Here is an 11,435-nt window from a genome sequence, read left to right on the forward strand (position 1 = left end):
GCCCTTGATATGGATGTCGCGCTAGCGAAATCTTACTTAGTCAGACGCTCTTTAATACGAGCAGACTTACCAGTACGCTCACGCAGGTAGTACAGTTTAGCTTTACGAACGGCACCACGACGTTTAACAGCAATGCTGTCGATTACTGGGGAGTGAGTCTGGAATACACGCTCAACACCTTCGCCGTTGGAAATTTTACGAACAGTGAATGCAGAGTGCAGACCGCGGTTACGGATAGCGATAACCACGCCCTCAAATGCCTGCAGACGTTTTTTAGAACCTTCAACGACCCATACTTTCACTTCCACGGAATCACCCGGACGGAATGAAGGTACATCCTGTTTCATCTGTTCTTGTTCAATTTGCTTAATAATGTTGCTCATAATTTTGTCTCTTATCCTGGGTAAACTGATAATCGGGGGCTTACGCCATCCCATCATGTTTATGTTGCTGTATTTGCGTGTTCCCGTTGGAACTCCGCCAGCAACCTTGCTTGCTCTTCAGTCAGAGCCAGGTTTTCCAGAAGTTCAGGTCTTCTAAGCCAGGTACGGCCCAGCGACTGTTTCAGGCGCCACCGGCGAATCTGAGCATGGTTTCCCGACAGTAAAACTGGCGGAACCTCCATGCCTTCTAACACTTCAGGACGGGTATAGTGCGGGCAGTCCAACAATCCATCGACAAACGAATCTTCGATTGCTGATGACTGATGCCCCAAGACTCCCGGAATAAACCGAGAAACTGAGTCAATCAGCACCATTGCTGGTAATTCACCACCACTGAGAACGTAATCGCCAATTGACCATTCTTCATCAATTTCGGTTTGGATTACGCGCTCATCTATCCCTTCGTAACGACCACAAACCAGAATTAACTTCTCATTTGTTGCCAGTTCACTGACGCCTTCTTGATCAAGCTTGCGTCCCTGAGGTGACAGATAGATAACTTTAGCACCTTCCCCTGCCGCTGCTTTCGCTGCGTGGATGGCTTCCCGCAAAGGATTTACCATCATGAGCATACCCGGTCCGCCGCCGTAAGGACGATCGTCCACGGTACGGTGCCGGTCATAAGTGAAGTCACGTGGACTCCAGCTCTGGATGCTCAGCAGGCCATTTTTTACAGCCCGGCCAGTTACCCCGAAGTCGGTAATTGCGCGGAACATCTCTGGAAACAGGCTAACTACACCAATAAACACAAGCCAATCCCCATTACGCCGACTTTTACCGTTAATCCGGAGGTTTTAAAAACCAGGATCCCAATCTACTTCAATCGTTTGAGTAGCGAGATCGACTTTCTTGATAACCTGCCCATCGAGGAACGGAACCAGCCGCTCCTTGATACCGAACGCATCTTTCAGGTTTGCCTTAATGACGAGAACGTCATTTGAGCCGGTTTCCATCATGTCGATGACTTTACCGAGCTGATATCCTTCAGTAGTGACAACCTGGCAACCCATAAGGTCTTTCCAGTAGTAGTCACCCTCTTCGAGATGAGGCAATTGCGTTGAATCGACGACAATTTCGCAATTGGTCAGAAGATTCGCTGCATCCCGATCGTCAATACCTTTCAGCTTGATGACCAGATCCTGATTGTGGTGCTTCCAGCTTTCCAGCTGTACTTGCTGCCACTGACCCGCCTTCTGGATAAACCAGGGCTGATAGTCAAAAATGCTATCGGCGTCTTCGGTGGAGGAAAACACTCTGAGCCAACCACGAATCCCATAGCAGGAACCCATCTTGCCCAACACGATTGGGTTAACAGGAGCCTTTACAGCGAGTTGATTGCTCATCATGACCACCGTGACAGATTAAGCTGCTTTTTTTGCTGCTTTGATCAGCGCAGATACGCGATCAGAAACGGTTGCGCCTAAGCCAACCCAATGCTCGATACGATCCAGATCCAGGCGAGTTGCCTCGTCTTTTTCACCAGCGATAGGGTTGAAGAAACCAACGCGCTCGATGAAGCGACCGTTACGTGCATTACGGCTGTCAGTAACAACAACCTGGTAGAACGGACGCTTTTTAGCGCCGTGACGTGCTAAACGAATAGTTACCATAACATCCTCTTTAGTGAATAAAACATCGGGCCCCATCGAGGGATGGAGCCCGGTGTCATATTAAAAGCCCGAAAATTTTACTCATTTCGGCGCAAAATGCAATCTAAATGAGCTTAACGACCTGGGAAACCTGGTGGCATCATACCTTTCATGCCGCGCATCATTTTCGCCATTCCGCCTTTCTTCATCTTTTTCATCATGCGTTGCATGTCGTCGAACTGCTTGAGCAGACGGTTGACATCTTGCACCTGCATACCCGCACCCATCGCGATACGACGTTTACGTGAACCTTTGATAATCTCTGGCTGCGCACGCTCTTTGAGCGTCATGGAATTAATAATGGCTTCCATACGTACCAGGACTTTGTCATCCATTTGCGACTTAACGTTATCCGGCAATTGCCCCATTCCTGGCAATTTGCTCATCATACTCGCCATGCCGCCCATGTTTTTCATCTGCTTGAGCTGGTCAAGGAAATCGTTGAGATCAAACCCATCGCCCTTCTTCAGCTTGCTGGCTAATTTCTCAGCCTGAGCACGGTCAACTTTGCTCTCAATATCTTCGATAAGCGACAGAACATCGCCCATCCCCAGAATACGAGAGGCAATACGATCCGGGTGGAAAGGCTCCAGCGCTTCTGTTTTTTCGCCCACACCGAGGAATTTAATCGGCTTGCCGGTGATATGACGGATAGACAGCGCCGCACCGCCACGCGCATCACCGTCGACTTTCGTCAGTACGACGCCAGTCAGTGGCAATGCTTCGTTAAAGGCTTTAGCTGTATTTGCCGCATCCTGGCCGGTCATGGCATCGACAACAAACAGGGTTTCAACTGGGTTAATCGCAGCATGAACCTGTTTGATTTCATCCATCATCGCTTCGTCAACGTGCAAACGACCGGCGGTATCCACCAGCAGCACATCAAAGAATTTCAGCTTCGCTTCTTTCAGCGCCGCATTAACGATATCAACAGGCTTTTGGCCGACATCGGACGGGAAGAAATCGACACCGACTTGCTCAGCCAGCGTTTCCAACTGTTTGATCGCCGCAGGGCGATAAACGTCGGCAGAAACCACCAGCACTTTCTTTTTGTGCTTCTCGCGCAGGAACTTACCTAATTTCGCGACGCTTGTGGTTTTACCCGCACCTTGCAAACCCGCCATCAGCACAACGGCTGGCGGCTGTGCTGCAAGATTCAGGCTCGCATTCTCTTCGCCCATCGCTGCAACCAGTTCGGTGCGAACGATTTTGACGAACTCCTGACCCGGGGTCAGGCTCTTGTTAACTTCATGACCAACCGCTTTTTCTTTTACACGGCTGATAAAGTCACGCACCACCGGCAGCGCAACGTCAGCTTCCAGCAATGCCATGCGCACTTCGCGCAGAGTTTCTTTTACATTCTCTTCAGTCAGCCGCCCGCGGCCGCTGATATTGCGCAATGAGCGCGACAGACGGTCAGTTAAATTATCAAACATTGTCTTTTGCCTAACGTGGTAACTTAGGGCCGCAGCTTGCGACACAAAACAGAATTTGGCGGATTATAACATGAAGCCGCCTTTGGTGTGATGCAACGGTTGATTCAACGGTTAGATTTGGAGCAGGCGGCAGGTAACGTTATACTGCTTTTTTTCATCTCTGGCTAATTGACCGACACTTTATATGCCTGTTTTCGCAATCCTTGCGCTTGTAGCCTATTCCAGCAGCCTCGCGCTGATTATCCCCGCCCTGCTGACAAAAAACAGCGGATGGCGCCGTTTTGCCATTATATCAGCCGTTATTGCGCTGGTAAGCCACGGTCTGGCGCTTGAAGCGCGCATTTTTAACGCCGATGGAGGTCAGAACCTCAGCTTGCTTAACGTCGGCTCGCTTGTCAGTCTGATGATATGTACCGTTATGACAATTGTGGCATCGCGCAATCGCGGCTGGCTGCTGTTACCGATTGTTTACGCTTTTGCCTTAATCAATCTGGCGTTTGCCACCTTTATGCCTAACGAATTCATCACTCACCTGGAAGCGACGCCAGGAATGATGGTGCATATTGGCCTGTCGCTCTTTGCCTACGCTACGCTGATTATTGCTGCGCTTTACGCATTGCAGCTGGCCTGGATTGATTATCAGCTCAAAAATAAAAAACTCGCCTTCCGTGCTGAAATGCCGCCGTTGATGAGCATTGAGCGCAAAATGTTTCACATCACTCAAGTCGGTGTTGTTCTGCTGACGTTAACCCTTTGCACCGGCCTATTTTATCTGAAAAATCTTTTCAGCCTGGAAAACGTCGACAAAGCGGTATTGTCGATTCTCGCATGGTTTGTCTACATCGTTTTACTTTGGGGACACTATCATGAAGGTTGGAGAGGCCGCCGTGTGGTCTGGTTTAACGTCGCTGGTGCTGCAATTCTGACACTCGCCTATTTTGGTAGCCGCGTCCTGCAACAATTTGTCGGCTAATGTTGTCTTTTTAAAGGAACATCCTTTTGGAACAGATCTCAACGACTACGTTGATTGTCACATTGATCATCATGGTAGTCGTTTCAGCGTACTTCTCGGGCTCTGAAACCGGCATGATGACGCTTAACCGTTATAAGTTGCGTCATCTTGCCAAGCAAGGTAACCGCGCCGCTAAACGGGTAGAAAAACTGCTTCGCAAACCAGACCGCCTGATTAGCCTGGTACTCATTGGTAATAATCTGGTCAATATTCTGGCCTCAGCCATCGGCACCATCGTCGGCATGCGTTTATACGGCGATGCTGGTGTTGCTATCGCAACCGGTATCCTCACCTTCGTGGTTCTGGTCTTTGCTGAGGTACTGCCAAAAACTATCGCCGCGCTGTATCCAGAAAAAGTCGCCTTCCCGAGCAGCTTCCTGCTCGGCCCGCTGCAAATCCTGATGATGCCCCTGGTGTGGTTACTGAACATCATCACGCGTATGTTGATGCGCCTTATGGGTATCAAAAACGTCAGCACCGTCAGTAGCGCGCTAAACAAAGACGAATTACGTACCCTGGTGCATGAGTCCCATTCAAAAATATCTCGCCGCAACCAGGACATGCTGCTTTCCGTTTTGGATCTTGAAAAAATCAGTGTCGACGACATCATGGTGCCGCGTAATGAAATCGTCGGGATTGATATTAACGACGACTGGAAATCTATTGTTCGCCAGCTGACACACTCCCCGCACGGGCGCATCGTGCTTTACCGCGATACGCTGGATGATGCAATCAGCATGCTGCGCGTGCGTGAAGCCTACCGTTTAATGACGGAAAAGCAGGAGTTCACTAAAGAAACGCTGCTGCGCGCCTCAGATGAAATTTATTTCGTTCCTGAAGGCACGCCACTGAGCGTTCAACTGGTGAAATTCCAGCGCAACAAGAAGAAAGTGGGCCTGGTCGTCGACGAATACGGTGATATTCAGGGGCTGGTGACGGTTGAGGATATTCTTGAAGAGATTGTCGGTGATTTCACCACGTCAATGTCGCCTACACTTGCCGAAGAAGTTACGCCACAAAACGATGGTTCCGTCATTATCGAAGGCAGCGCAAACGTCCGTGAAATCAACAAAGCCTTTAACTGGACGCTGCCGGAAGATGAAGCCCGGACGGTTAACGGCATGATCCTTGAAGAGCTACAAGAGATTCCGGCCATCGAAACACGGGTGCGGTTAAGCCACTACGACATTGATATTCTTGATGTTCAGGACAACATGATTAAACAAGTTCGAGTGACCCCGGTGACGCCACTGCGACAAAGTGTTGAACAGAAATAGAAACAAAAAAGCCAGCCTCGAAGGCTGGCTTTTTATTTAAAGCAATTAGGCGAATTACGCTTTTGCTTTAGCAACCGAAACCATTGCTGCACGCAGTGTGCGACCATTCAGGGTGTAACCCTTCTGCATCACCATCAGTACATGGTTTGGTGCTACATCTTCAGATTCAACCATCGCAATTGCCTGATGCACATCCGGGTTGAACGGCACATTAGTTTCGCCAACCACATCCACACCAAATTTGCGCACCACATCCAGCATCGATTTCTGAGTTAATTCGATGCCTTCAATCATGGCGGCCAAATCAGTGTTGGACTTATCAGCCACTTCCAGAGCACGGTCAAGGCTGTCGATAACAGGCAGCAGTTCGTTGACGAATTTGTCTAAAGCGAACTTGTGCGCCTTTTCAATATCGAGTTCGGTGCGGCGACGGAGGTTTTCCATTTCCGCTTTGTTGCGTAAGGCCAGGTCACGCTCGCGCTGCTGAACTTCTTCCAGTTGTGCTGTTAAATCGGCAATTTGTTCATCGCGCGGATCAACCACTTCGGCACCCTCTACGGCCTCGACTTCTTCGTGGCTTTCCATTGCAATTTCGTCCGAGACTTGCTCGTCTGGTGTTTTCTGATCTTTACTACTCATGAATTTCTCCGCGTTTTTAGCATTCATCTCGCTGGTTCGCTTATTATGGGGATCAGTTTCCTGGATTCAAGGGAACGTGACATATTGTCATAAATGACTGCATCTCTGCGTATAAGGACCATCGGCATAATGAACAAACATTTCAACTGCATTGGTATTGTCGGGCACCCTCGTCACCCCACAGCCCTCACCACGCATGAAATGCTGTATCGCTGGCTATGCACCAAGGGCTACGATGTCATTGTTGAGTCGCAAATTGCCCAGGAACTTAACCTCAAAAACGTTAAAACCGGCACATTGGCAGAAATTGGTCAGCAGGCCGATCTCGCCGTTGTGGTTGGTGGTGATGGCAATATGCTTGGCGCAGCCCGCGTTCTTGCTCGCTATGATATCAAAGTCATCGGCATTAACCGTGGCAACCTGGGTTTTCTTACTGACCTTGACCCGGATAACGCACAACAGCAACTGGCCGATGTCCTCGAAGGACATTACATCGCAGAACGCCGCTTTTTGTTGGAAGCCCAGGTTTGCCAGCAAGATACCCCGACCCGCCTGAGTACTGCGATTAACGAAGTGGTGCTTCACCCGGGTAAAGTGGCCCATATGATTGAATTCGAAGTTTATATCGATGAAGTCTTCGCGTTCTCACAGCGTTCCGACGGGTTAATTATCTCGACGCCAACCGGTTCTACAGCCTATTCGCTCTCTGCTGGCGGGCCAATTCTGACCCCATCGCTTGATGCCATTACGCTTGTGCCAATGTTCCCGCACACGCTTTCTGCCCGCCCGCTGGTTATCAACAGCAGCAGCACTATCCGCCTGCGGTTCTCGCACATGCGTAGCGACCTGGAAATCAGCTGTGACAGCCAGATTGCCCTACCGATTCAGGAAGGTGAAGATGTGCTAATTCGCCGTTGCGATTACCATCTCAATCTTATCCATCCAAAAGATTACAGTTATTTCAACACATTGAGTTCAAAACTGGGCTGGTCAAAAAAATTGTTCTAAAAAGTGGCCCCGGCCCTTTACTGTATATAAAACCAGTTTATACTGTATGAAAACACAGTCATGTCTTTTCATACAGGAAAGCTATTATGCTGGCACAACTCACCATCAGTAACTTCGCAATCGTTCGTGAACTGGAAATTGATTTTCACCACGGTATGACCGCCATTACCGGTGAGACGGGTGCTGGCAAATCTATCGCGATTGATGCCCTGGGGTTGTGTCTAGGCGGACGCGCTGAAGCAGACATGGTGCGCCGTGGTGCCAGCCGTGCCGACCTCTGCGCTCGTTTCTCCCTGAAAGATACCCCTGCAGCCCTGCGTTGGCTGGAAGAAAACCAGCTTGATGATGGGCGCGAGTGCTTATTGCGCCGTGTTATCAGCAGTGATGGTCGTTCACGCGGCTTTATTAACGGCACTGCCGTTCCCCTTTCGCAACTGCGTGACCTCGGCCAGATGCTGATTCAAATTCACGGTCAGCATGCGCACCAACTTTTGTTGAAACCTGAGCATCAAAAAAACCTGCTCGATGGTTATGCCGGGGAAACAGCCCTCTTGCAGCAAATGGCAGAACGCTACCGCGAGTGGCATCAAAGCTGCCGAACTCTTGCACAGTATCAGCAACTTGCTCAGGAACGTGCATCACGTACTGAACTGCTGAATTACCAGCTAAAAGAACTCAATGAGTTCTCACCTGTCGCAGGTGAATTCGAACAAATCGATGAAGAGTACAAACGGCTGGCAAACAGCGGGCAACTGATTTCCACCAGCCAACAAGCGCTGGCGATCCTTGCCGATGGTGAAGATAACAATCTGCAAAGCCAACTGTATACCGTGCGCCATCTGATGGAAGAATTAGCCGGAATGGACTCAAAACTATCTGGTGTATTGAATATGCTTGAAGAGGCGAACATTCAGATTTCAGAAGCCAGCGATGAGTTACGCCACTACTGTGACCGCCTGGATCTGGACCCAAACCGTTTGTATGAGCTGGAGCAACGCATCTCCAGGCAAATCTCGCTGGCACGCAAACACCACATTGCACCGGAAGAATTGCCGGCTTTCCACCAGCAAGTCCTGGAAGAGTTGCAACAGCTCGACGAGCAGGCCAGCTCTCAGGACGAACTGATGCAAGCAGTGACTCTCCATCATCAGCAAGCACTGAGTATCGCGCATGAATTGCATCAACGCCGTGCACATTACGCTGCCGAGCTTTGCGAATTGATTACCGAAAGCATGCATTCGCTATCAATGCCACACGGCAAACTGGCTATCGACGTAGATTTTAACGAAAATCACCTAACCGCCGAAGGTGCAGACCGCATTGATTTCCGTGTAACGACTAACCCTGGCCAGCCATTACAACCACTGGCAAAAGTGGCTTCCGGAGGTGAGCTTTCACGCATTGCTCTGGCCATTCAGGTTATCACAGCGCGTAAAATGGAAACTCCGGCCTTAATCTTCGATGAAGTCGATGTCGGAATCAGCGGCCCAACCGCCGCAGTGGTAGGCAAATTACTCCGCCAGTTGGGCGCGTCCACGCAAGTCATGTGTGTAACCCACCTGCCACAGGTTGCCGGTTGTGGGCATCATCACTTCTTTGTCAGTAAAGAAACAGATGGTGAAATGACGGAAACCCATATGCAGCCGCTGGATAAACGCTCACGCCTGCAAGAGCTGGCTCGTTTGCTCGGTGGCAGCGAAGTCACACGCAATACACTTGCCAACGCAAAAGAGTTACTGGCAGCTTAACGGCTATTGTCGATACACATTATGCAGTGCACGATATTCATCGTTCAAAAAACAAGCATTCCGCTAGCATATTGTTAATTGAGCATGTTTTAAGCCAACTTTTTTGCCGAACCAGGGTCAGAGTTAAGCGCCTTAATGTTTTAAACTGCGTAAAGGTTTATTATCATCGGCATATTATGAATGAGCCATGTGCTGCTCGGGCCCGAAAAGGAATCAAATCACTATGCGCTGTAAAACGCTGACTGCTGCCGCAGCGGTTCTTCTTATGCTGACCGCAGGCTGTTCCACTCTGGAGCGAGTGGTTTACCGCCCCGACATTAACCAGGGGAACTACCTGACACAGAATGATGTGTCAAAGATTCGTACTGGCATGACTCAACAACAAGTTGCGTATGCTCTGGGTACACCAATGATGACCGATCCATTCGGTACAAGTACCTGGTTCTATGTTTTCCGCCAGCAACCGGGGCATGAAAATGTCACTCAGCAAACGCTGACGCTGACCTTCAACAGCAGCGGTGTGTTGACCAACATCGACAACAAGCCAAAGCTGGAAAAAGAATAACCAATAAAAAAGGTGCCAATCGGCACCTTTTTTTTGGCTACTTCTGAGCAGTTTTTTCAGCTCTCTGGCGTCTGAGCTCTTTCGGATCAGCGATCAGAGGTCGATAAATTTCCACCCTGTCGCCATCATTAACCGTATCGGTGAGTTTTACCGGTCGGCTAAAAACGCCTACTTTGTTCTTTGCCAAATCGATATCCGTGCGTAGTTCGAGAATGCCCGACGCGGTAATAGCCTGTTCAACAGTGCTGCCTTGCGCCAGTCGTACCTTGAGCAAGTACTGCTTTTCCGGTAGCGCGTAAACGACTTCGACCTTAATTTCAGGCGACACTGTAGACCTCTTTGGCGCGAACGGTAAACGCCTGAACCATATTCCCCGCAAGTTCCTTGAAGATACGGCCAAACGCCAGTTCGATCAGTTTGTTAGTAAATTCAAAATCAAGCTGGAACTCAATACGGCATGCTTCAGCGCTCAGCGGCGTAAACTTCCAGCCCCCCATCAATGACTTGAATGGCCCATCGACAAGATGCATCAAAATGCTTTGATTGCTTGTAAGCGTATTGCGCGTAGTGAAGGTCTTGCTGATACCTGCCTTAGAAACATCTACCGCCGCCGTCATCTGATCATGCGACGCGTCAATCACCCGGCTGCCTGTGCAACCAGGTAAAAAATCTGGGTAAGATTTCACATCGTTCACTAATTGATACATCTGCTCCGCGCTGTAAGGCACTAGCGCAGTACGGGTAATCTGAGGCATAGCATTTCCTGAGAGTCACAAAACGGGCAAATAATAACATTTATCATCACGCAAAGAAAAACTCTTAGGCTAGAGCCGTGCTAAGATATGCCTTCATCCTCGCAGCGAAGCGGGGTGTATTTGAACTCCTGGATTACTTATACTGAGCAGCACTATGACAAAGAAAAAAGCATTCAAACCAGGTTCAGCCACCATTGCGCAAAACAAACGCGCCCGCCATGAATACTTTATCGAAGATGAGTTTGAAGCGGGCCTCGTGCTACAAGGCTGGGAAGTAAAATCGCTACGTGCAGGGAAAGCCAACATCGGTGACAGCTACGTCATTTTAGTCGATGGCGAAGCCTTCCTGTTTGGCGCAAACTTTACCCCGTTAAACGTGGCATCAAGCCATGTGGTTTGTGACCCTACGCGTACCCGTAAACTCCTGCTTAACCAACGTGAGCTGGATAATCTTTACGGCCGTATTAACCGAGATGGTTATACCGTTGTGGCGCTGTCAATGTACTGGAAAAACGCCTGGTGCAAAGTGAAAATCGGCGTCGCAAAAGGTAAAAAACAACACGACAAGCGTAATGACCTGAAAGACAAAGAGTGGGCGGTAGATAAAGCGCGCATTATGAAACACGCTGGTCGTTAAGCATCTCTTGCAGTGCTGGCTTTAGCTTTACAAGGCCAGCACTGAGAAACCTCATTAATGTTTTAACAAATAAACCTTAAGCTGTATTTCCCTATCTAAAATCACTTCAGAAAAGTGACCATTATAAAAAATAGATCCTCACCTTTATTAACTTCTGTGCTACTCGAATAAAACTGTTGGTCTTATTTAATATTTGCATTTCAATTTGATAAATATACCTGCCCCTCCTCACAGTTCTCACAATCCATTTCTATCTAAAAAAAACA

At 49.1% G+C, this 11,435-nt stretch carries 13 protein-coding genes and 1 pseudogene; 6 read left to right on the plus strand and 8 right to left on the minus strand.

Annotated features, from left to right (window positions below; translation table 11 throughout):
* Positions 1-32: 32 nt before the first annotated feature.
* The 5 genes and pseudogenes from rplS to ffh all read right to left on the minus strand — a co-directional run bounded on the left by rplS (position 33) and on the right by ffh (position 3,528).
* Positions 33-383: a 50S ribosomal protein L19 gene (rplS, locus tag EDF88_RS09065; protein WP_064513203.1), complete on the minus strand. Its 351-nt coding sequence runs from the start codon at positions 381-383 to the stop codon at positions 33-35.
* A 40-nt stretch (positions 384-423) separates the two neighbouring features.
* Positions 424-1,192 (minus strand): annotated as a pseudogene (trmD, locus tag EDF88_RS09070) (tRNA (guanosine(37)-N1)-methyltransferase TrmD).
* A gap of 45 nt (positions 1,193-1,237) precedes the next feature.
* Entirely contained in the window at positions 1,238-1,786 is a 549-nt protein-coding gene (gene rimM, locus EDF88_RS09075; RefSeq protein WP_064513207.1) for a ribosome maturation factor RimM, read from the minus strand.
* Positions 1,787-1,804: 18 nt separating this feature from the next.
* A complete protein-coding gene (gene rpsP / locus EDF88_RS09080; RefSeq protein WP_064513208.1) occupies positions 1,805-2,053 on the minus strand; it encodes a 30S ribosomal protein S16 in 249 nt (82 codons plus the stop codon).
* A gap of 113 nt (positions 2,054-2,166) precedes the next feature.
* Positions 2,167-3,528, minus strand: a complete 1,362-nt coding sequence (gene ffh, locus EDF88_RS09085) for a signal recognition particle protein (protein WP_064513209.1) — start codon at positions 3,526-3,528, stop codon at positions 2,167-2,169.
* Between the two features lie 184 nt (positions 3,529-3,712).
* On the opposite strand from ffh, the gene EDF88_RS09090 reads away from it, so the two are divergent.
* A complete protein-coding gene (locus EDF88_RS09090; protein WP_064513211.1) occupies positions 3,713-4,501 on the plus strand; it encodes an inner membrane protein YpjD in 789 nt (262 codons plus the stop codon).
* A 26-nt stretch (positions 4,502-4,527) separates the two neighbouring features.
* Positions 4,528-5,817 (plus strand): HlyC/CorC family transporter, encoded by a 1,290-nt coding sequence (locus tag EDF88_RS09095; protein ID WP_064513214.1) that lies wholly within the window; start codon positions 4,528-4,530, stop codon positions 5,815-5,817.
* Between the two features lie 54 nt (positions 5,818-5,871).
* Here EDF88_RS09095 and grpE read toward each other — a convergent pair whose 3' ends face one another.
* Positions 5,872-6,456, minus strand: coding sequence for a nucleotide exchange factor GrpE (gene grpE, locus EDF88_RS09100; RefSeq protein WP_034459893.1), 585 nt, complete (start codon positions 6,454-6,456; stop codon positions 5,872-5,874).
* A 129-nt stretch (positions 6,457-6,585) separates the two neighbouring features.
* Between grpE and nadK the strand changes: the two genes are divergently transcribed.
* The 3 genes from nadK (at position 6,586) to bamE (ending at position 9,777) form a co-directional block, all read left to right on the plus strand.
* Positions 6,586-7,464: an NAD(+) kinase gene (gene nadK, locus EDF88_RS09105; protein WP_064513216.1), complete on the plus strand. Its 879-nt coding sequence runs from the start codon at positions 6,586-6,588 to the stop codon at positions 7,462-7,464.
* An 86-nt stretch (positions 7,465-7,550) separates the two neighbouring features.
* Positions 7,551-9,212, plus strand: coding sequence for a DNA repair protein RecN (gene recN / locus EDF88_RS09110; protein ID WP_134184224.1), 1,662 nt, complete (start codon positions 7,551-7,553; stop codon positions 9,210-9,212).
* A gap of 223 nt (positions 9,213-9,435) precedes the next feature.
* Entirely contained in the window at positions 9,436-9,777 is a 342-nt protein-coding gene (gene bamE / locus EDF88_RS09120; protein WP_034457332.1) for an outer membrane protein assembly factor BamE, read from the plus strand.
* Positions 9,778-9,814: 37 nt separating this feature from the next.
* On the opposite strand, the gene EDF88_RS09125 is transcribed toward bamE, so the two are convergent.
* Positions 9,815-10,105 (minus strand): RnfH family protein, encoded by a 291-nt coding sequence (locus EDF88_RS09125; RefSeq protein ID WP_134184228.1) that lies wholly within the window; start codon positions 10,103-10,105, stop codon positions 9,815-9,817.
* Positions 10,095-10,532 (minus strand): type II toxin-antitoxin system RatA family toxin, encoded by a 438-nt coding sequence (locus tag EDF88_RS09130; protein WP_034457334.1) that lies wholly within the window; start codon positions 10,530-10,532, stop codon positions 10,095-10,097. The genes EDF88_RS09125 and EDF88_RS09130 overlap by 11 nt, the downstream gene beginning before the upstream one ends.
* Before the next feature lie 154 nt (positions 10,533-10,686).
* Between EDF88_RS09130 and smpB the strand changes: the two genes are divergently transcribed.
* Positions 10,687-11,169: an SsrA-binding protein SmpB gene (gene smpB / locus EDF88_RS09135; protein WP_064513222.1), complete on the plus strand. Its 483-nt coding sequence runs from the start codon at positions 10,687-10,689 to the stop codon at positions 11,167-11,169.
* Positions 11,170-11,435 lie beyond the last annotated feature (266 nt).

The sequence above is a fragment of the Buttiauxella sp. BIGb0552 genome, from assembly GCF_004366275.1.
In the GTDB taxonomy this organism is placed as follows: Bacteria; Pseudomonadota; Gammaproteobacteria; order Enterobacterales; family Enterobacteriaceae; genus Buttiauxella; species Buttiauxella gaviniae.

What these genes read in the sequence shown, in the direction of transcription:
- recN (WP_134184224.1), top strand. Translation starts at nt 7,551, where the DNA reads ATGCTGGCACAACTCACCATCAGTAACTTCGCAATCGTTCGTGAACTG.
- rpsP (WP_064513208.1), bottom strand. Translation starts at nt 2,053, where the DNA reads ATGGTAACTATTCGTTTAGCACGTCACGGCGCTAAAAAGCGTCCGTTC.
- bamE (WP_034457332.1), top strand. Translation starts at nt 9,436, where the DNA reads ATGCGCTGTAAAACGCTGACTGCTGCCGCAGCGGTTCTTCTTATGCTG.
- rimM (WP_064513207.1), bottom strand. Translation starts at nt 1,786, where the DNA reads ATGAGCAATCAACTCGCTGTAAAGGCTCCTGTTAACCCAATCGTGTTG.
- rplS (WP_064513203.1), bottom strand. Translation starts at nt 383, where the DNA reads ATGAGCAACATTATTAAGCAAATTGAACAAGAACAGATGAAACAGGAT.
- nadK (WP_064513216.1), top strand. Translation starts at nt 6,586, where the DNA reads ATGAACAAACATTTCAACTGCATTGGTATTGTCGGGCACCCTCGTCAC.
- EDF88_RS09130 (WP_034457334.1), bottom strand. Translation starts at nt 10,532, where the DNA reads ATGCCTCAGATTACCCGTACTGCGCTAGTGCCTTACAGCGCGGAGCAG.
- EDF88_RS09090 (WP_064513211.1), top strand. Translation starts at nt 3,713, where the DNA reads ATGCCTGTTTTCGCAATCCTTGCGCTTGTAGCCTATTCCAGCAGCCTC.
- ffh (WP_064513209.1), bottom strand. Translation starts at nt 3,528, where the DNA reads ATGTTTGATAATTTAACTGACCGTCTGTCGCGCTCATTGCGCAATATC.
- smpB (WP_064513222.1), top strand. Translation starts at nt 10,687, where the DNA reads ATGACAAAGAAAAAAGCATTCAAACCAGGTTCAGCCACCATTGCGCAA.
- grpE (WP_034459893.1), bottom strand. Translation starts at nt 6,456, where the DNA reads ATGAGTAGTAAAGATCAGAAAACACCAGACGAGCAAGTCTCGGACGAA.